The 18,128-nt window shown below is 71.1% G+C and carries 18 protein-coding genes; 8 read left to right on the forward strand and 10 right to left on the reverse strand.

Annotated elements, in window-relative coordinates; translation table 11 throughout:
- The coding region (locus AC6LJ5_RS27270; RefSeq protein WP_498142147.1) for an SDR family NAD(P)-dependent oxidoreductase at positions 1-769 on the reverse strand (769 nt) is incomplete at its 3' end.
- A 92-nt stretch (positions 770-861) separates the two neighbouring features.
- Here AC6LJ5_RS27270 and AC6LJ5_RS27275 point away from each other — a divergent pair.
- Entirely contained in the window at positions 862-1,728 is an 867-nt protein-coding gene (locus AC6LJ5_RS27275; protein ID WP_498142148.1) for a LysR family transcriptional regulator, read from the forward strand.
- A 14-nt stretch (positions 1,729-1,742) separates the two neighbouring features.
- On the opposite strand, the gene AC6LJ5_RS27280 is transcribed toward AC6LJ5_RS27275, so the two are convergent.
- A complete protein-coding gene (locus AC6LJ5_RS27280) occupies positions 1,743-3,116 on the reverse strand; it encodes an MBL fold metallo-hydrolase RNA specificity domain-containing protein (RefSeq protein ID WP_498142149.1) in 1,374 nt (457 codons plus the stop codon).
- Positions 3,117-3,300: 184 nt separating this feature from the next.
- Here AC6LJ5_RS27280 and AC6LJ5_RS27285 point away from each other — a divergent pair, with 184 nt between their 5' ends.
- The 6 genes from AC6LJ5_RS27285 to AC6LJ5_RS27310 all read left to right on the forward strand — a co-directional run bounded on the left by AC6LJ5_RS27285 (position 3,301) and on the right by AC6LJ5_RS27310 (position 7,661).
- The gene (locus AC6LJ5_RS27285; protein WP_233772421.1) at positions 3,301-3,768 is read left to right on the forward strand and encodes a CBS domain-containing protein; all 468 of its coding nucleotides are present in this window, start codon (positions 3,301-3,303) and stop codon (positions 3,766-3,768) included.
- The gene (locus AC6LJ5_RS27290; RefSeq protein ID WP_498142150.1) at positions 3,765-4,286 is read left to right on the forward strand and encodes a flavodoxin family protein; all 522 of its coding nucleotides are present in this window, start codon (positions 3,765-3,767) and stop codon (positions 4,284-4,286) included. The genes AC6LJ5_RS27285 and AC6LJ5_RS27290 overlap by 4 nt, the downstream gene beginning before the upstream one ends.
- 163 nt (positions 4,287-4,449) lie before the next feature.
- Positions 4,450-5,547 (forward strand): sensor histidine kinase, encoded by a 1,098-nt coding sequence (locus AC6LJ5_RS27295; protein ID WP_498142151.1) that lies wholly within the window; start codon positions 4,450-4,452, stop codon positions 5,545-5,547.
- The gene (locus AC6LJ5_RS27300; protein WP_103274253.1) at positions 5,544-6,197 is read left to right on the forward strand and encodes a response regulator; all 654 of its coding nucleotides are present in this window, start codon (positions 5,544-5,546) and stop codon (positions 6,195-6,197) included. Before AC6LJ5_RS27295 ends, AC6LJ5_RS27300 begins: the two co-directional genes overlap by 4 nt.
- Before the next feature lie 162 nt (positions 6,198-6,359).
- Positions 6,360-7,094: a helix-turn-helix domain-containing protein gene (locus AC6LJ5_RS27305; RefSeq protein ID WP_103274252.1), complete on the forward strand. Its 735-nt coding sequence runs from the start codon at positions 6,360-6,362 to the stop codon at positions 7,092-7,094.
- A 138-nt stretch (positions 7,095-7,232) separates the two neighbouring features.
- Positions 7,233-7,661, forward strand: a complete 429-nt coding sequence (locus AC6LJ5_RS27310; protein ID WP_103274251.1) for a hypothetical protein — start codon at positions 7,233-7,235, stop codon at positions 7,659-7,661.
- Here the strand turns inward: AC6LJ5_RS27310 and AC6LJ5_RS27315 are convergent.
- Positions 7,646-8,866 carry an MgtC/SapB family protein gene (locus AC6LJ5_RS27315; RefSeq protein WP_199770852.1) on the reverse strand — a complete coding sequence of 407 codons (1,221 nt, stop codon included), beginning with the start codon at positions 8,864-8,866 and terminating at the stop codon, positions 7,646-7,648. The genes AC6LJ5_RS27310 and AC6LJ5_RS27315 overlap by 16 nt on opposite strands.
- 196 nt (positions 8,867-9,062) lie before the next feature.
- Between AC6LJ5_RS27315 and AC6LJ5_RS27320 the strand changes: the two genes are divergently transcribed.
- Positions 9,063-9,521, forward strand: a complete 459-nt coding sequence (locus AC6LJ5_RS27320; RefSeq protein WP_103274249.1) for a universal stress protein — start codon at positions 9,063-9,065, stop codon at positions 9,519-9,521.
- Positions 9,522-9,563: 42 nt separating this feature from the next.
- Here the strand turns inward: AC6LJ5_RS27320 and mnmH are convergent, their stop codons facing one another.
- The 7 genes from mnmH to AC6LJ5_RS27355 all read right to left on the reverse strand — a co-directional run bounded on the left by mnmH (position 9,564) and on the right by AC6LJ5_RS27355 (position 18,090).
- Positions 9,564-10,676 (reverse strand): tRNA 2-selenouridine(34) synthase MnmH, encoded by a 1,113-nt coding sequence (gene mnmH, locus AC6LJ5_RS27325; protein WP_103274248.1) that lies wholly within the window; start codon positions 10,674-10,676, stop codon positions 9,564-9,566.
- A 130-nt stretch (positions 10,677-10,806) separates the two neighbouring features.
- Positions 10,807-11,664 carry an isocitrate lyase/PEP mutase family protein gene (locus tag AC6LJ5_RS27330; RefSeq protein WP_103274247.1) on the reverse strand — a complete coding sequence of 286 codons (858 nt, stop codon included), beginning with the start codon at positions 11,662-11,664 and terminating at the stop codon, positions 10,807-10,809.
- Positions 11,665-11,731: 67 nt separating this feature from the next.
- Complete coding sequence (locus AC6LJ5_RS27335; protein WP_498142152.1) at positions 11,732-13,129, reverse strand: FAD-dependent oxidoreductase; 1,398 nt, start codon at positions 13,127-13,129, stop codon at positions 11,732-11,734.
- Positions 13,126-13,746, reverse strand: a complete 621-nt coding sequence (locus AC6LJ5_RS27340; protein WP_498142153.1) for a cysteine hydrolase family protein — start codon at positions 13,744-13,746, stop codon at positions 13,126-13,128. Before AC6LJ5_RS27340 ends, AC6LJ5_RS27335 begins: the two co-directional genes overlap by 4 nt.
- Positions 13,747-13,810: 64 nt before the next feature.
- Positions 13,811-15,859, reverse strand: coding sequence for a hydantoinase/oxoprolinase family protein (locus tag AC6LJ5_RS27345; protein ID WP_498142155.1), 2,049 nt, complete (start codon positions 15,857-15,859; stop codon positions 13,811-13,813).
- Positions 15,860-15,861: 2 nt separating this feature from the next.
- A complete protein-coding gene (locus AC6LJ5_RS27350) occupies positions 15,862-17,541 on the reverse strand; it encodes a hydantoinase B/oxoprolinase family protein (RefSeq protein WP_498142154.1) in 1,680 nt (559 codons plus the stop codon).
- An 18-nt stretch (positions 17,542-17,559) separates the two neighbouring features.
- Entirely contained in the window at positions 17,560-18,090 is a 531-nt protein-coding gene (locus AC6LJ5_RS27355; RefSeq protein WP_103274243.1) for a LeuD/DmdB family oxidoreductase small subunit, read from the reverse strand.
- Between the last annotated feature and the right edge of the window lie 38 nt (positions 18,091-18,128).

An 18,128-nucleotide genomic window follows, 5' to 3' on the forward strand; every position in this document is an offset into this window, starting at 1 on the left:
CCCCCGCCACATCCAGCGTCACCCCGGTGATCCACCCCGACGCCGACGACAGCAGGAACAAGGCCGCCGCCGCCACATCATCCGTCTCCCCCAGGCGCCCCAGCGGAAACGCCGGCAGCATGGCGCGGCGCTGCGCATCCGGCATGCGCAAGGCGGTCCGCTCGGTCAGCACCGCCGACGGCGACAGGCAATTGACCCGCACGCCCGCCGGCCCCGCTTCCACGGCGGCATGCCGCGTCAGCATGATGACCCCAGCCTTGGCCGCGCCGTAGCCGGCCGGCGCGCCCGAGGCCACGCGGCCGCCGGCCGAGGCCATCGTCACCGCGCTGCCCGCGCCGCGCGCCATCATGCCCGGCAGGAAGCATTGCAGCGTGAAGAACGTGGACGTCAGGTTGTTGTCGAGGCTGGAGCGCCAGTCCTGCTCGCTGATCTCGCCCAGCGGCTGCGGCCGGCCCGTGCCGCCGCCGGCGAAGGCCGCCAGCAGGTCCGGCTCGCCCCAGGCCTGGCGCAGTTCCCCGGCCATGCGTCGCGTGTCCGCCAGGTTGGCGCAATCGGCGGGCGCCGCCATGGCCTGGCCGCCGGCGTCCCGGATCGAGGCGACCACGGCCTGGATCGCCGCCTCGTCGCGACCGTTGACGGCCACTTTCGCGCCGCTGGCGGCCAGGGCCCGGCACGTCGCCGCGCCGATGCCGCGCGAGCCGCCGGTCACCAGCGCGACCTTGCCGCGCAGGTCGGGATAGAGGGTGATCGTGGATGGAAGGGTCGTCATGGCCTGCGCTCCGGTGTAGGGAAAGACGCAGCGTAGAAGCCGCCATGGCTATACTCAATTCATCGTTTTTTCGCTGATCCATAAATTTATTTATGTCATATCTGCTCTATCTGCGCAGCTTCGTCAGCGTCTACCGGCACAGCTCGATCTCGCGCGCCGCGTCCGCGCTGTCGCTGACCCAACCCGCCGTGTCGCGCCATGTGAAGCTGCTGGAGGCGCGCCTGGGCGCGACGCTGTTCACCCGGCTGCCTCGCGGGCTGGCGCCCACGCCGGCGGCGGTCGAACTGGAGCGGCAAGCCGGACCGCACCTGGACGCGCTGGAGGGCATGCTGGACTCGCGGGGCGCAGGCGGCGCGCTGGCCGGCGTCGCGCATGTCGGCGCCACCAGCGGCTTCATCGCGCTGCTGCTGCCGGCGTTGGCCGGCCTGCATCGGCGTGGCCTGCGCGTGGACCTGCGCGCCATGCCGCCGCCCGCCCTGCTGTCGGCGCTGGCCGAGCGCGTGATCGACGTGGCGGTGACGCCGGCGCGGATTCCGCACAAGGGCGTGGAATACCAGCTGCTGCATGAGTGCCCGCAACGGCTGGTGTGCGCGCCGCAGTGGAGCGGCAGGCTGCCGAAAAGCGCCGCGCCCCGGGGCCTGCCGCTGATCGACCAGCAAGGCCCCGCCGCGCCGCTGACGCCCTACTGGAAGCAGGTCTACGCGCGCGATCCCGAAGCGCCGGCGCTGGTCCTGCCCGACTATCAGACCGCGCTGGACGCGGCCCGCGCCGGCGCCGGACTGGCAGTGGCGCCCGAATGCCTGTGCCGCGACGCCTTGCGGGCCGGGCAGCTGGTCGCCGCGCCGCAGGCCCGGCGTCCGCCGTCTTTCGCCATGTACGCCGCGCGCGCCAAGGGACCGCTGTCCGAGCGCGCGCGCTACTGCCTGGAACGATTGACCGAGGCGGCGGCGCGCTGGTAGCGCGGCCCCGCCGGTCAGCCCAGCTCCGCCACGTCGTTCTGCTCCACCGCCCGGCAGCGCCAGCCCAGCTCGTCCTTGATGCGCAGGCGCAGCGCGTCGGCGGCGCCGGGCTCGCCATGCACGATGAAGGTTTCCCGGGGCGCGCGCTCGAACCCGCGCAGCCAGCGCAGGATCTCGTCGGCATCCGCGTGCGCCGACAGCATCGGCAGGCTGTCGATCTCGGCGCGCACGGGCACATAGCCGCCATGGATCTTGACCGTGGCGGCGCCGTCCAGCATCGCCGCGCCGCGCGTGCCCTCGGCCTGGAAACCGGCGAACAGCACCGTGCTGCGCGGATCGGGCAGGTAGTGCTTCAGATGATGGATCACGCGCCCGCCGGTGGCCATGCCGCTGGCCGACACGATGATCTTGGGCATGGGCGAGCTGTCCAGCGCCTTGGACTGTTCCACCTCGGTCACATAGGTCGCCACGCCGAACGCCGCCCGCGCGTCGGCCGCCGACAGGCGTTGGTCGCCGGCGTGCCGAAGATAGACATCGACGGCGCCGCTGGCCATCGGGCTGTCCAGGAACACCGGCAGGTCGCGGGCGATGCGCCCCGCCTGCTTGAGTTGCCAGATGTAGTAGAGCAGCGCTTGCGCGCGCCCCACCGCGAACGCGGGTATCACCACGGTGCCGCCGCGCCTGACCGTGCGCGTGATGACGGCTTCCAACGCGTCGGCCGCCTGCTCCGCGCTGTGCTTGCGGTTGCCATAGGTAGACTCGACGATCAGATGATCGGCTTGCGCCACCCCGCCAGGCGGCGGCATCAACGGATCGCCGTAGCGGCCCAGGTCGCCGGAAAACACCAGGCGTCCGCCGGGATGGCGGATCTGGACGATGGCGGCGCCCAGGATATGGCCGGCCGGGGTCAGCTGGAAGCCGCAACCGCCCGGCAGGTCCGTGGCCGTGTCGAAGTCGACCGGCCGCAAGGCCGCGATCGCGCGCTGCGCGTCGGCGACGGTGTAGAGCGGCAGCGCCGGCTGGTGACGGGACAGTCCGTGCCGGTTCAGGTAGTCGGCGTCAGCTTCCTGCAGATGGGCGCTATCCAGCAACAGCAGGCGGCACAGGTCCAGCGTGGCGGGCGAGCAAAGGATCGGTCCCCGAAATCCATCCCGCACCAGCCTGGGCAGGTAGCCGGAATGGTCCAGGTGCGCGTGCGACAACACCACCGCGTCGATATCCGCCGGCGGCACGGGAAACGGCGCCCAGTTGCGCAGCCGCAGCGGCTTCACGCCCTGGAACAGGCCGCAATCGAGCAGGATGCGGCGTCCGCCGGCTTCCAGCAGGTGACGCGAGCCGGTCACCGTGCCGGCGGCGCCCAGGAAACGCAGGGTCGGAGAGATGGGCATGGATCCTCCTTTGAGCGGCTTCCAGCTTCGCATGCGCAGGCCGCGCGCGGCGGGCCGGGCGAACCGGCGCTTGACCTAGATCAAGATGCGCGGATCCGGCGGGATCAACATGGAAACAACCGGCGCGTGCACACAGCGTACGCCCCCTTCCCCCGGGAGAACAAGCATGCTAGCGAGCGAACTCATGACCAAGCAACCATATTGCGTCAGCGCCCGGACGCCCGTCTCCCAGATCATGCGGGCCATGGTGGACCTGGACATCAGCGCCGTCATGGTGATCGGCGACGACGGCACGCTCATCGGGCTGGTCAGCGAAGGCGATCTGGTGCGACGCCAGGACAGCGTGCACCAGAAAAAGCTGGACCATTGGCTGGCCCAGCTGGCCGAGGGAGAGGCGCTGAACCTGGAGTTCCTGCACAGCCTGCAGCTGGGCGAACGCGCCGCCGCGTCCGTGATGAGCAGTCCCGTCATCACGGTGGACGAGTCGGCGCCGCTGGCGCGCATCGCCGACCTGCTGCTCAAGCATGCCATCAAGCGCGTTCCGGTCACGCGCGAAGGCCGGCTGGTGGGCGTGGTCAGCCGCCGCGACATCCTGCGCGCGCTGCTGGCCCAGGAAGGCCAGGACCACCCCGCCCGCTCGGAGGCCCTATGAACCGCATCGGCATCGTTTTCTATTCCCGCAGCGGCACCGGCCGCGCCGTGGCCGACCGCCTGGCGGAGCTGACCCGCTGGCCGGTACACGAAGTGCGCGACGCCGCGCCCAGGATCGGGCTGTACGGCGACCTGCGCTGCATTGTGGACAGCGTGTTCAAGCGCAAGCCGGCCTTCCGCTATGCCGGGCCGTCCCTGGACTCCTACGACCACGTCGTCCTGATCACGCCGGTGTGGCTGCGCTCGCTGGCCGCGCCCATGCGGGCCTTCCTGGACACCGAGCGGCCGCTGATGCCCGCCTACTCGGTCATCTGCGTGATGTCGGGCTATGGCGGATTTCGCGCGGTGGACGATATCGCCACCGTGACCGGCGCCAGGCCCCGTTCCATCCTGCTGCTCAAGCAATACGATGTGCTGGCCGGCGAAAGCGACGCGGCCTTGTGCCGCTTCAAGCGGCAGATCCTGACGGCCGGCCAGGCCAGCGACTGGGCGGATCCGGTCTTGCCGGCGGTCGACTGAGCGCGGCGGCCCCGGACAGGCCGTCCGCGCGCACGAAAACAGGGACGCGGGCAAGTCGGCCGTTTGGCGCAATGCATCGCGCCTGTGGCGCGGCCCGCGCGGATGTGCTGCAATCCTTCAATACCCGCGCCGGGCCGGCGCCCGCACATCCCGATCTCCGCCCATGAAGCCTATGGCCAACGCGCCACCGCTTCTCGACATCATCCAGTCCGCCACGGAACCCATCATCACGGTCGACGCGCAGCAGCGCATCGTGATGTTCAACTCCGCGGCGGAGCGCGTTTTTCTCTGCAAGGCGGACCGCGCCATCGGCGCCAGTCTCGACATCCTGATCCCGGCGCGCTTTCGCGACATCCACGCCCGGCACGTCGACCGCTTCCGCGAAACGGGCGTGTCCGAGCGGAAAATGGGGTTGGGCTCCCCGCTGTGGGGCCTGCGCGCCAACGGGGAAGAATTTCCCATGGAAGCGTCGATCTCGCAGACGCACAGCGCGGCGGGCGTGTTCCTCTCCATCTTCCTGCGCGACATCACTGAACGCGAGCGGGTTTCCCAGGCGCTGCTGGCCTCGCGCGACGAGCTGACTCGCCTGTCCAACGCCCTGCTGCATGTGCGCGAGCAGGAAAAAAAGCACATCGCCCGGGAACTGCACGACGACCTGGGCCAGAGCCTGACCGCCCTGACCATGGAACTGGCCGAGCTGGAAACCCGGCTGCCTCCCGACGACGCCGAACTGCGCGGCCGGGTGGAAGCCATCCGTCACCTGACCGGCCTGACCTTCACCTCGTTGCGGCGCATCGCCGCCGACCTGCGGCCCATCATGCTCGACGATCTCGGACTGGCGGCGGCGGTGGAATGGCTGGTGTCGAACTTCGTCTCGCGCTACGGCATCGACACCGACGCCCAGATCGAGGTCGACCAGGGCGAACCGTCCAAGCTGGTGGCGACCGCCCTGTTCCGCACGGTCCAGGAAGCGCTGACCAATATCGCCAAGCACGCGCAGGCCACGAAGGTGCGGGTGCGGCTGTCCTGCAGCGCCACGCTGTGCACGCTGGTGGTGCAGGACAACGGCGTAGGCGCCACGCCGGCCAGCCTGGCCCGCAAGCTGCCGCACGCGCTGGGCCTGCAGGGCATCCGGGAACGGGTCAGGCTGCTGCATGGCGATGTCAGCATCAGCACGCCGCGCAATGGCGGCTTCCGCCTGAAGGCGGCCTTGCCGGCGCAACCGCCACAGCCGGCCCTGCCACCCTGGGAGGACACATGATCGCGGTCCTGCTGGCGGACGACCACACGCTGGTGCGTGAAGGCCTGTGCCGACTGCTGGAGCGGGCCGGCGGCATCGCGGTGCAGGGCCAGGCCAGCAACGGCGGCGAGGCGCTGCGCCTGCTGGCCCAGCGCCCCTGGGACCTGCTGGTGCTGGACATGTCGATGCCGGGCCGCGACGGCGTGGACCTGATCCGCCAGATCCGGCGCGACCATCCCGCGGTGCCGATCCTGGTGCTGACCATGCACGGCGAACAGCAATACGCCGTGCAGGCCATCAAGGCCGGCGCCGCCGGCTACCTGACCAAGGACTGCGCGGCCGCGCAGCTGGAGCAGGCCGTGCGCAAGGTAGCGGCCGGCGGCCGTTACCTGAGCCCCTCGATCGCCGAGAGCATCGCCTTCGAACGGCACGGAGACAGCAACGCCGAGCCGCATCTGCTGCTGTCCGACCGCGAATCCGCCGTGTTCCGGCACCTGGCCCGCGGGCTGAAAAACGCCGACATCGGCAAGCTGCTGTGCCTGAGCGTCAAGACGATCAGCACCTACAAGAGCAGGATCCTCGTCAAGATGCGCCTGCGCAACCAGGCCGACCTGATCCGCTACGCGCTCAAGCATCGCCTGATCGATGCGGACGACGACGCCGGGAACTGAACCGCGCGGACGCTGGCGCCATGTAGGACTTTTCCTACAGGCGTAGGCCGGTTTCCCCGAAAACCAGCGCCAAGCGCCGATAGCGCCGGCCCCGCGCAACGCGCATACTTTTTCCATGCCCCGACAGGCTCAGCGGCCTGCGCGCCCCGGAGAGATGCCACCATGGACATGCCCACATCCGCCCTGCCGATCGCCGCGCCCACGGGCGCCCCGCTGGGACGCCACGAGTGCGAATCCTGTCCCATGGCGCGCGTCTGCCATCCGGCCTGCGCCGAGCCCGCCATGGCGCAGGGCGAGCGCGGCCGGCGCCTGCTGCGGCGCGGCGAGGCCCTGTTTCGCGCCGGCGACGCCCTGCAGTATCTGTATCAGTTGCGCGCCGGCTCCCTGAAGATCCGCGTCACCAATCACGCCGGGCTGGAACAGATCACCGCGTTTCCGGCCTCTGGCGCCCTGCTCGGGCTCGACGCCATCGAAAGCGGCTTCCATGCCTGCGACGCCATCGCGCTGGAAGATTCCCTGCTATGCGCCCTGCCCTATGCCCAGCTGGTCGCCAACTGCGGACTGGACCCGCTGGCCGCGCGCCAGTTCCACCGCCTGATCGCGCACGACATCAACCATTGCCAGCGACTGTTGCTGACGCTGGGCCGCATGAGCACCGACGAGCGCATCGCCAGCTTCCTGGTCGAGACCTCCGAGCAGATGGCCGCGCATGGCTATTCCGCGCGCGAGTTCATCCTGAAAATGACGCGCGAGGACATCGCCAACTACCTGGGCATGGAGATCGAGACGGTGAGCCGGGTGTTCTCGCGGCTGCAGGCCGCCTCCCTGCTGCAGGTCAGCAAGCGCCACCTGAAACTGCCCGACATCGACGCGCTGCGCCGCATGAGCAGCGGCTGAGCCAGGGGAACCGCCCCGCGTGGAACCCGCTAGTTGAGTTTGGTCAACATCCGCCGGCTGGGAAATCCTAAGCTGGGATCGACGAGCCGGCGCCGCCATCGCGACGCCGGCCCTGCCCCCGCTCCAGAGGACATCGCCATGCAAGTCGAATACACCCCCTACGCAGCCCTGTACAAGTACGCGCTCAACAGCCTCGTGGCCAACGCCTCGAGCTACTACGAAGCGCTACGGCAGTTGCGCACGCTGCAGCTCAAGACCGACAAGGAAATGCAGGCCTTCGCCCAGAAGGCCGCCGCCGATATCGACGGGGCCGGCTCGATGACGGCCCTGCTGGCCGTGCAGCAGCAGCTCATGACGGACCTGATGGAACGCGAACTGGCCTATTTCCGCGACCTGGAAAAAATGACCCGCGACATATCCAGCTCGGCCTCGGCCGCCCTGATCAGCGGCCAGAACCCCTGGCAGGAACGGATGGCGGAAATCGCCGAAGGCGCCGCCCGCTTCCTGGCCCAGGCCACCCCAGGCGCCGTGGCCGGCGCCGACCGTCACGCTCAAACCGCCGCGTAGCCCGCCCAGGCGGCGGCGATCATCAGCAACAGCCCGGGAATCACCTGGACCGCGTAGCGGCGGCCGCCGCTGATCACCGCGTACACCGCCTTGCTCGCCGCGTTGGCCGACAGCGCCGCCAGCACCGGCACCACCGTCTGCGCCGGGTCGATCCTGTCCGCCGCCGCCAGCGCGGCCACCGACGCCGCCGCCGCGTGCGTGTCGACCAGGCCGCCCAGCACCGCCGCCACCGTGATCCCGCGCGGCCCCAGCCAGGCGTCCAGCGCCGCCGCCGCGATCAGGGCCGCCGCCGCCACCAGCGCCAGCGTCAGCGCCGCCTGCAAGGTGAAGGGCCGTCCGGCCTGGATCGGCGCGGTCGTCTTCTGCCGCATCGCCTTGAACAGCAGCAGCAAGGCATAGGCCAGCGCGGCCGCCCCGCTGCACGCCAGCGGCAGCGCCAGGGCCTGCAAGGCCGCGGGACTGATCGCCGCCAGCACGGTGGCCATCAGCACCAGCGTGGACACCGACGACAGGACCGCGCCCGCCACCGCCGGCCCCATCAGCAGGGGCTCGGCGGCGACGCGCTGGCCCATGGTGCCGACGGTGAGCGTGCTGGAAATGAAGCCGGACGCGAAACCGGCCAGCGGCAGTCCGATGCGCGGCCCGAACAGCCGCAGCGCCACATGGCCACCCGCGCTGATCGTCATGACCAGCAGCGTGAACTTCCACAGGGTGCGCGGATTCAGCGCGTCGAACGGCCCCAGGTACGTGTCTGGCAACAGGGGCAGCACGACCAGCGCGCCCGCGGCCAGGATCAGCGCGTCGACCAGCTCGTTGCGGCTCAGCACCGTGCGCACGAAGCGGTGCAGGCGGGATCGCGCCGCCAGCAGGATCGCGACCGCGACGGCCAGGCCGGAGGCCAGCGCCGGGTCGTGCAGGCAGAGTCCGCCCAGCGCCAGCGTCAGCAGCAAGGCGGCCCGCGTGGCCATGCCCTGGCCCGCGTCCGGCGCCCGGGTCAGCAGCAGCAGGGCCAACCCCACCTCCGCCAGCCCCAGCAGCACCGGCCCGCCCAGGTGCACGGAGACCGCGCCCAGCAGCGAGGCCAGCGCGAAACTGCGTATGCCCGCGGCCGGGCGCGACAATCCTGTCCGCTTGCGCCGCTCGCGCTCCACGCCGATCAGCAGGCCGATGCCCAGCGCGACGGCGAATGGAAGTGGACTCTGCATGTTCATGTGCCCGCGATGACGAGGTGCCGGCGGCGTCGCCGGGATTCCCATTGTCCCCCCGAGGCGGCCCCCGCGGCTATCGGTTATGCGGGCGACTCCGATGGCGGCGTCCGGACCGCGATTTATTGACGGCCGTCAACATGGCCCGCGCCCGCCGAACTACCGTAAAGCAATCCCCGTCTCCTGGAGCACACGCATGTACCAACGCATTCTCGTACCCGTCGACGGCAGCCCCACGTCCGACCGCGGCCTGCAGGAAGCCATCCGCCTGGCCCGGCTCACGCATGGCGAGCTGCGTCTGATCCATGTGATCGACGAACTCTCGTTCGCCCTGGGCATAGACAGCTATGGCTACTATGCCGGCGAGCTGCTGGACCTGCTGCGCAAGGACGGCGCGGCGATCCTCCAGCACGCCGCCGACACGGCGCGCGAGCACGGCGTCACCGTGGACAGCGTGCTTTATGAAAACCTGGAGAAAACGGTGCAGCAGCGCGTCATCGCCGAAGCCGAAATGTGGAAGGCCGATCTCATCGTGATCGGCACGCACGGCCGGCGAGGCGTCAGCCGCCTGGTGCTGGGCAGCAGCGCCGAGAACATCCTGCGCAGCGCGCCCGTTCCCGTGCTGCTGGTGCGTTCGTCGGACCACGCCGCCTGATCCCGGGCCCGGGACGCCGGCCTGCCCGGATGCGGCGGCGCGTCATCGCCGTGCCGGCGCCGCGGCCTGTTGCGCCAGGTACTGCGTCACCGCCGCCTGGTCCCCCGCGAACACGATGCGCGAGGCCTTCTGCTGGCGCTGGTAGACATACATGGGATCGTAGTATTCCGACAGCAGGCCCTCGATCCAGCCCAGGTGACCAGCCACGCCCAGGCCCAGCGCCTGGCCGCGCAGCGCCTCGTCCATGATGGCCGCCAGGCGCTTGTGGCGCTCGCCGCCCAGTCGCCTGGCGATGTTGTCCAGGCTCTGGCGCAGGCGTTGCGCGAACAGGGCCTGGCCCTGCTCGGCGCCGTGGGCCGCCACGAACTCGGCGCCCAGGTCGATCACGTAGTCGCGCAGGATGCGCTGCTTGCGATTCTCCAGGCTGTCCTCCAGCCACACCAGGCCATGGCGCTGCATGCCCTGGTACAGCGCGGGCGGCAGGCTGCAGCTGCCCACGGCCTGGCCTTCGTCCTCGACCACGAAGCGCGCGTGTCCGGCGGCGCGTTTTCTCAGGATGTCGATCGCCAGCGCATTGTCGAAATTGATCTGCGTGGGCTGGCCGCTCACGCGCTTGCCGAAGCTGGAGCCGCGATGATTGGCGTGCCCTTCCAGGTCCAGCGCATCGTCCAGCCGGCGCAGCACCTCGGTCTTGCCGGTGCCGGTCATGCCGCCCAGCACCAGGAAATCGCATTCGGCGATGGCCCGGTCCAGCGTATCCAGCAGGAAGCCGCGCATGGCCTTGTAGCCGCCGGTCACGCGCGGATAGGCGATGCCGGCCTCGTCGCGCAGCCATTGCTGCACGATCTGCGAACGCAGGCCGCCCCGGAAGCAATACAGGTAGCCGTCCGGATGCGCCTTCGCGAACGCGGCCCAGGCGTCGAGACGGGCCGCCTTGACGGCGCCGCCGACCAGCCGGTGCCCCAGCTCGATGGCGGCCTGCTGGCCACGCTGCTTGTAGCAGATGCCGACCAGCTCGCGCTCTTCGTCGGTCATCAGCGGCAGATTCACCACGCCGGGAAACGCGCCCTTGGCGAACTCGACGGGCGCGCGGGCGTCCATCATGGGCACGTTGTCGAGGAAGAGATCGCGGTAGTTGCTGGTGTCTGCGCGCATGGCCGTCAAACCGCGCGCGACGATGCGGGCGGACAGGGAAACCAGGGGATTCTAAACCAGACGCCCGACCCGCCCTTGCGCCGCGCCAGCCTGAGCGCGGCCGGCCCGCAACCGCCGCGCGCGCGGCCGCTCAAGCCTCGTAGCGCTTGCCCGCCGCCAGCAGTTCCGGCGTGCCGATCATCGCGTTCAGGCCGTCGAAGTCCAGCATGCGGTCGCGCCAGGGCGTCGTGCTGCCGTGCTGGCGCAGGCTGCCGTAGTAGCCCGCCAGCGTGTGGGCCACCGCGCGCGCCGTGCCACCCGGAAAGATGACGATGCCGAATCCCAGCGCGGCCAGCTCCTGCGCGCCCTGCACCGGCGTCTTGCCGCCCTCGACCATGTTGGCCAGCAGCGGCGCGCGGCCGGCGAAGCGTCCGCAGGCCGCCCGCATCTGCTCGCCGCTGCGCAGGGCCTCGATGAACAAGGCGTCCGCGCCGGCTTCCAGATAGCGCTCGGCCCGTTCCAGCGCCGCGTCCAGCCCTTCCGAGGCCAGCGCGTCGGTACGCGCCAGGATCAGAGTCTCGCGTGATTGGCGCGCGTCCACGGCGGCGCGCAGCTTGCCGCACATCTCGGCGGCCGGCACCACGGACTTGCCGTCCAGGTGGCCGCAGCGCTTGGGAAAGGTCTGGTCCTCCAGCTGGATCATGGCCGCGCCGGCCCGCTCCAGGCCGCGCACGGTGCGCTGCACGTTCAGTGCATTGCCGAAACCGGTGTCGGCGTCGACGATGATGCGCGCCCGGACCCGTTCGGCGATGCGCGCCAGCGTGTCCTCGACCTCGCTGTACGTGGTCAGGCCCACGTCGGAACGGCCCAGCCGCGTATAGGCGATGGACGCGCCGGACAGGTACAGGGCCTGGAAACCGGCCTGCTCGGCGGCCAGCGCCGACAAGGCGTCGTACACGCCCGGCGCGAGGACCGGGCCCTGGGCCAGCTGCTTACTCAAGGTGTTCATGCCTGGATGCCTCCATGAACGTGGATGCCTGTATGAAAGTCATGCGCATGCCTGTGGCCGCGCGACGCTACGGAGTCGGCTCATCGGCCAGCGCCGTGCCCGCGATCCCGGCGGCCGTCGCCGCGGCGATATGGCCGCCCGCGATGGCGCTGAGCAGGCCGTTGCCCGACAGATAGCCCGCCACATCGTTGCCCGACACGCCGCGCGCCGCGCCGCCCGCCGCCAGCAGATTCGGGAACAGGCCGCCGTCCGCCCGCCGCACGCGGCAGCGGGCGTCGATGTCGAGGCCGCCCTGGGTATGGAACAGCGCGCCGGTGACCTTGACCGCGTGATATGGCGCGGACAAGGCGCGCGTGAAACGGCGTCCGTGGACGTCCCGCGCATCCCTGGCTACCGACCGCAGCGTGTCGGCCAGCGCCCGCGCATCGCAGCCGATCAGCGCGGCCAGCGCCGGCACGTCGTCGGCGCTGCGCAGCGCTCCCGCCGCGCGCGCTGCCTGGAAATCGGGAAAGTCGCGCACCAGCGCCAGCGCCTGGTCGTCGAACACGTTCCAGGCCACGCCATCCGGCTGCGCCAGCACGCGCACGGCCGCTTCCGAATAGCCCTGGGTCTCGTCGTGAAAGCGCCGGCCCAGCCGATTGACCTGCACGCCGCCATCCATGATCACGGCCCAGGACACCAGCGCGCCCTGCGGCGTGGCCCAGGAGCCGTGGCCCTGATAGGCGCCCATGTCGGCCAGGCCCGCGCCCAGCTCCCGCCCCCAGCGCACCGCGCTGCCATCGTTGCCGGCGTGGCCGCCATAGACCGCGTCCGCCATGGCTGGCAGATGCTCGCGCACCATGGCGGCGTTGCCGCCGAAGCCGTTACAGGCCAGGATCAGCGCATCGCAGCCGATGGATTCACGCGTGCCGTCCGGTCGTTCGCAGATCACGGCCGTGATCCGGCCCTGGCCGTCATGCCGCAGCTCGCGCGCCAGTGTGCGCGTCAGCACCAGCGCGCCCGCGTCCGCCGCCGCCTGTCCCAGCGCGGCCATCAGCGCCTGGCCCGAGCGCTGGCGCAGCGTGTGCATGCGGCGGGCGCGATGACCGGGGTACAGGAAGCCGTCCAGCAGCTCGAAGCGCAACCCGGCCTGTTCCAGCGCGTCGATGGCGGCCGGCGCGGCCCGGGCATAGGCTTGCACCAGATGCGCGGCGGCGGCGCCGCCGGTCTTGGCCAGGATGTCGGCGGCGAAGTCGTCCACGCTGTCCGCCACGCCGGCGGCGCGCTGCACGCGCGTACCCGCCGCCGGAATGAAGCCGGACGACAGCGCGGTGGACCCGGCCGGCACGGCGTCACGCTCGATCACCACGCATTCCACGCCCGACCGCGCCAGCCGGATGGCGGCGGTCAGGCCGCAGGCGCCGCCGCCGATGATGAGCACGGGCAACGACAGTTCCGGCGCGGGCTGCGCGTCCGGTCCGTTCATCGGACGATTCCCGCGATGAAGTCCTCGCAGGCGCGCAGGTCCGCCACACTGCGCAGATCGGCCAGCGCGGCGTCGTGCAACGCCGGCGTCGGCGCGGCACAGCCGTCGGCCAGCACGGTGACGTGGTAATCCCGCATGTGCGCGTCGCGCGCCGTGCTGGCCACGCCGCCGTTGGTCACGATGCCGCAGATGGCCACGTGCTCGATGCCGGCGCGCCGCAGCACCCAGTCCAGCTGCGTATTGAAGAAGGCCGAATAGGCAACCTTCCAGACGGCCACGTCGACCAGGCCGTCCAGCTCGGCCACGCAGGCATGGCCCGGGCCGCCGGCTGCGAAATCGCCGCGCCGCAGGAAAGGCCGCAGCCGGCGCAGGTGTGGCGAGATCATGGGTTCGCCGGCCGCGTCGGGCCACAGCGTGAACTGGCTGGCGGCGACGAAGCCGCCGGCGGCCTTCAGGGCGCGCGCCACCGGCGCCACCCGGGGCGGCAGCGCGCGCGCCTCGGCCGAGACGGCGCCGCCACGATCATAGGCGCCGCCGGGCGCGAGGAAGTCGTTCTGCAGGTCGATGACGATCAAGGCGGTGGATCGGGCGTCGGACATGGTGTGCTCCTGTTTCATCGCCGGACCGTTCCGGGATGGAAGACGCCGCCCCCGCAGGGGCGCCGGGCATCGTGTGTAGGCGTCATGGCTGGCGGCGGATCAGCAGATTGCCCAGGCGGTCCACGCGGCCGGTGAAGCCGGGCTCGATCCAGATCGTGGTGTCGGGCTGTTCCAGGATGGCCGGGCCGGCCACTTCCGCGTCGACGGGCAGCGCCAACCGTTCGTAACGCGCCGCGTCCCACCATTGCCCGCCGTGGTAGACGGCCTGCGTGCCCAGCACGGCCGGCATCGCCCCGGCGGTGGGCGCGAGCACCGCCAGATCGAACTTGGGCCGCATGCCGATGCGCGCATAGCGCAGGTTCAGCACGCGCACCGGCATGCCGTCCAGGCTGCGGCCATAGGCGCGACGGTAGGCGGCCTCGAAAGCGGCGGCGATGCCGGTGCGCGTCAGCGCCTGGCGCTCGACCGGCACGTTCACCGTATGGCTCTGGCCGGCGTACAGCATGTCCAGCTCGATGCGCTCGCGCACGCCCTCGAAGGCCACGCCGGCCGAGTCCAGCCGTTGCTGGCAGCTGTCGGCCAGGGCCTGTACGCGGCGCGCCAGATCGGCCTCGTCCAGGCCCGCCAGCGTGGTGTTCAGCGTCTGCACGCTGTCGTGGCGCATATCGGCCATGACGCAACCCAGCGCCGAGGTCACGCCCGGAAAGCGCGGCACGATGCCCTGCAGGCAGCCGACCTCGCGCATCAGCGCGCAGACGTGCAGCGCGCCGCCGCCACCGAAGGGCATGTAGGCGAACTTGCGCGGATCGTGGCCGCGCTCGATCGACACCACGCGGATCGCGCCGGCCATCTTGGCGTTGGCCACCGTGAGGATGGCCTCGGCCGCCGCCTGCGGGTCCAGGCCCAGCGGCCGGCCCACGTGCTCGTCGATGGCCGCGCGCGCGCGTTCGGCATCCAGCCGCGCCAGCAGTCCGCCGCCCAGCGGCCGGTCGGCCGCGATGCGGCCGAGCAGCACATTGGCGTCGGTGACGGTGGGCCGTGTGTTGCCCCGGCCATAGCAGGCCGGCCCGGGATTGCTGCCGGCCGATTCCGGACCGACCTGCAGCAGGCCGCCGGCATCCACGCTGGCGATCGAGCCGCCGCCCGCGCCGATGGTCTCGATCTGTATCATCGGCGCGCGCACCACCATGCCGAACTCGATCGCGGTCTGCGCCGCCAGCGAGACCTCGCCGCCGGCCACCAGCGACACGTCGAAGGACGTGCCGCCCATGTCGCCCGTCACCACGTCCGGCAGGCCGGCCGCGCGCGCGATGGCGGCGCAGGCGATGACGCCCGCCGCCGGACCGGACAGCGCCGTGCGCACCGGCACGTCGCAGGCGGTTTCGCGAGACATCACGCCGCCATTGCTCTGCACCACCAGCAGCTCGCCGTCGAAGCCATGGCCGCGCAGGTCCTGTTGCAGCCGGGTCAGATAGCTGCCCACCACCGGTTGCAGGGCGGCGTTGAGCGTGGCCGTGGAGCAGCGCTCGAACTCGCGGATCTCGGGCAGCACCTCGGTGGCGGCGGTGACGTGGCCGTTGGGCCAGATCTCGCGCACCCGCGCCACCGCGCGGGCCTCGTTGGCCGGATTGGCGTAGGCGTTGACGAAGAACACGCAGACCGCCTCGCAGCCGCGCGCCAGCAGCTCGCGCGCCGCCGCCTCGACCTGGTCCAGGTTGACCTCGGTGTGGATCGAGCCGTCGGCCAGCACCCGCTCGTCGACCTCCAGCCGCAGGTCGCGCGGCACCACGGGTTCGTAGCCGCCGCGCAGGCCCCAGGTCTGCGGCCGGTCGCGCCGGCGCATCTCCAGCACGTCGCGAAAGCCCGCCGTCGTGATGATGCCGGTGCGCGCCACCTTGCGTTCCAGCAGCGCATTGGTGCCGACGGTGGTGCCGTGCACGATGGTGGCAATGGCGCCCGCGCCCTCGGCCGCGCGGCCGATGCCGTTCATGAAGCCGCGCGCTTCCTCGCCGCGCGTGGACGGCACCTTGATCACGCGCGCCTCGCCGCTCTGCTCATCGAGCACGAACAGGTCGGTGAACGTGCCGCCCACGTCCACGCCCACCACCAGGGATTGTTGCGTCGTCGCCATCGTCATGCCCTTCCCTTTTCCCGCGCGGCGGCCGCGCCGCTCACATAGCCCATATCGCGGTCGCGCCGGCGCGCCGCCTCGCTGCGCTGCGCCGGCGGTCCGTAGCCGCCGCCGCCCGGCGTTTCCAGCCGCACGCGTTCGCCGCGCTTGAGCGCGATGCCCAGCATCTTCGAGGTCATGGGCGGCGCCAGCCACTGCCCGTCCTGCTGATAGCGGAACACGTTCGATGCCGCCGGCTCGCCGCCGGCCACGCCCTTGGGGCTGCTGCGGCCGCGCTCGCCGAAGATAAAGGCCTCGGCGCTGTCTTCCAGCAATTCGATTTCGTAGATGGCGCCCAGGCCGCCGCGATGCCTGCCGTCGCCGGCCGAGTCGGGCCGCAGCGCCCATTGCGTGAAGCGCACCGGATAAGCGGCCTCCAGGATCTCCAGCGGCGGAATCGTCGCCGTGGAGATCGGCGCGTTGCCGTGGCTCAGGCCGTCGCCCGCGCTATGGCCGCCGTGGCCGCCGCCGAAGAAACTGAACATGACCCAGCGCTGCCCCTTGCGCGCCGCGTCGCTGCGGTAGCCGGCGATGGACAGCGCGTTGATGGTGCCGTAGGCCTGGGCCGGCGCGCGCTCGGGCGCGGCCTGGGCCACGGCGCAGAAGATCACGTCGATCATGCGCAGGATGGTCTCGGTATAGCCGCCCACCGGGCGCGGCCGTTCCGCCGAGATCAAAAGGCCGTCGGGCAGCGTCACCGTCACCGCGTCCAGCACGCCGGCATTGGCCGGCACGTCCGGGAACACGTGCTTGAGCGCCACGTAGCAGGCGGCCACGGCGGTGGCGCGCGAGATATTGACCGGGCCGGCGCAGGCCGGCGAGGTCTCCGAAAAATCCAGTTCCAGCCGTTCACCGCTCACGCGCAGCCGCAGGGCGATGGTCAGCTCGGCGTCCTTGACGCCGTCGTTGTCCAGCGTATCGCGATAGCGGTACTCGCCGTCCGGCAGGCTGGCCACGTGGTCCAGCATCAGGCGCCGGGCGCGCTGGCGCAGCGTGTCCAGCGCGGCCCGCACGGTGTCGTCGCCGTACTCCTGCAACAGATCGTCGAGCCGGCCCGCGCCCAGTTCCAGCGCGGCCAGCTGGCCGTTCAGGTCGCCCCACAGGCTGTCGGGCAGGCGCGAATTGGCCTTCAGGATGGCCAGCACGTCCTCGTCCAGCTCGCCGCCGCGCACCATGCGCACCGGCGGGATCTGCACCGCCTCCTGCCAGCACTCGGTCGCGGCCGGGTTGTAGTTGCCGGGCACCGCGCCGCCGACGTCATGCCAGTGCGCGGCCGAGGCCAGGTAGCAATACAGCTCGCCGCCCCGGAACACCGGGCGCACCAGCTTGAAGTCGTTGGCGTGGGTGCCGCCGTCGTAGGGATCGTTCAGGATCCAGACGTCGCCATCCCGCATGCCGCCGCGCCCCTGGGCGGCGCGGGCGGCGGCCTGGACCGCGAATGACATGGCGCCCACGAACACCGGCAGGCCGGACTTGCCCTGCACCAGCGTGGCGCCGCTGGCGGCGTCGTACAGGCCGTGGCAGGCGTCGTGCGCCTCGGCGATGATGGGATTGAAGGCGCTGCGGTACAGGGTCGCGTCCATTTCATCGGCGATCTGTTCCAGCCGGCCGTTGAGCACGGCCAGGGTGACGGGGTCTAGCATGATGGCAGTTCCGGTTCGTCAGGATTCAGTGGCATTGCCCGGAGCCTGGCCGGCCTGTGGCCGCGCTCCTTTTTGCAGCGCCTTCAGTTGATTGAGCAGGCCGCCGGCCCGCACCATGTCCAGCAGGAAGTCCGGCAGCGGCTCGCAGGCCAGCGCCTCGCCGTCCCGGCGATGGATGCGGCCGGCGTCCGGGTCCAGGCTGACGCGTTCGCCCTCGACCAGCCGGGCGGCATGCGGGCAGGTCAGCAGCAGCAGGCCGACGTTGAAGGCGTTGCGGAAGTACAGGCCGTTATAGGACGGCGCCACCACCGCCGCCACGCCCAGCCGGACCAGGGCGGCGGCGGCCTGTTCGCGCGAGGAGCCGATGCCGAAGTTGGGCCCGGCCACCAGCACGTCGCCGGGCCGCACGCCGGCAGCGAAGTCTGGCCGCACGCGCTGCAGGCAATGGCGCGCGATCTCGTCGATGCCGAACTTCATGTAGGCGCCCGGGGCGAGCGCGTCGGTGTCGATATCTGCGCCTACCCGCCAGACGCGGCCGTGCTGGTTCATTGCAGCACCTCCCTGGGATCGATGATGCGGCCCGTGGC

The sequence above is a fragment of the Achromobacter sp. 1011791174 genome, assembly GCF_059760925.1.

Coding starts and splice junctions, on each gene's coding strand:
- AC6LJ5_RS27275 (WP_498142148.1), top strand. CDS start 862: ATGTCATATCTGCTCTATCTGCGCAGCTTCGTCAGCGTCTACCGGCAC.
- AC6LJ5_RS27280 (WP_498142149.1), bottom strand. CDS start 3,116: ATGCCCATCTCTCCGACCCTGCGTTTCCTGGGCGCCGCCGGCACGGTG.
- AC6LJ5_RS27285 (WP_233772421.1), top strand. CDS start 3,301: ATGACCAAGCAACCATATTGCGTCAGCGCCCGGACGCCCGTCTCCCAG.
- AC6LJ5_RS27290 (WP_498142150.1), top strand. CDS start 3,765: ATGAACCGCATCGGCATCGTTTTCTATTCCCGCAGCGGCACCGGCCGC.
- AC6LJ5_RS27295 (WP_498142151.1), top strand. CDS start 4,450: ATGAAGCCTATGGCCAACGCGCCACCGCTTCTCGACATCATCCAGTCC.
- AC6LJ5_RS27300 (WP_103274253.1), top strand. CDS start 5,544: ATGATCGCGGTCCTGCTGGCGGACGACCACACGCTGGTGCGTGAAGGC.
- AC6LJ5_RS27305 (WP_103274252.1), top strand. CDS start 6,360: ATGGACATGCCCACATCCGCCCTGCCGATCGCCGCGCCCACGGGCGCC.
- AC6LJ5_RS27310 (WP_103274251.1), top strand. CDS start 7,233: ATGCAAGTCGAATACACCCCCTACGCAGCCCTGTACAAGTACGCGCTC.
- AC6LJ5_RS27315 (WP_199770852.1), bottom strand. CDS start 8,866: ATGCAGAGTCCACTTCCATTCGCCGTCGCGCTGGGCATCGGCCTGCTG.
- AC6LJ5_RS27320 (WP_103274249.1), top strand. CDS start 9,063: ATGTACCAACGCATTCTCGTACCCGTCGACGGCAGCCCCACGTCCGAC.
- mnmH (WP_103274248.1), bottom strand. CDS start 10,676: ATGCGCGCAGACACCAGCAACTACCGCGATCTCTTCCTCGACAACGTG.
- AC6LJ5_RS27330 (WP_103274247.1), bottom strand. CDS start 11,664: ATGAACACCTTGAGTAAGCAGCTGGCCCAGGGCCCGGTCCTCGCGCCG.
- AC6LJ5_RS27335 (WP_498142152.1), bottom strand. CDS start 13,129: ATGAACGGACCGGACGCGCAGCCCGCGCCGGAACTGTCGTTGCCCGTG.
- AC6LJ5_RS27340 (WP_498142153.1), bottom strand. CDS start 13,746: ATGAAACAGGAGCACACCATGTCCGACGCCCGATCCACCGCCTTGATC.
- AC6LJ5_RS27345 (WP_498142155.1), bottom strand. CDS start 15,859: ATGGCGACGACGCAACAATCCCTGGTGGTGGGCGTGGACGTGGGCGGC.
- AC6LJ5_RS27350 (WP_498142154.1), bottom strand. CDS start 17,541: ATGCTAGACCCCGTCACCCTGGCCGTGCTCAACGGCCGGCTGGAACAG.
- AC6LJ5_RS27355 (WP_103274243.1), bottom strand. CDS start 18,090: ATGAACCAGCACGGCCGCGTCTGGCGGGTAGGCGCAGATATCGACACC.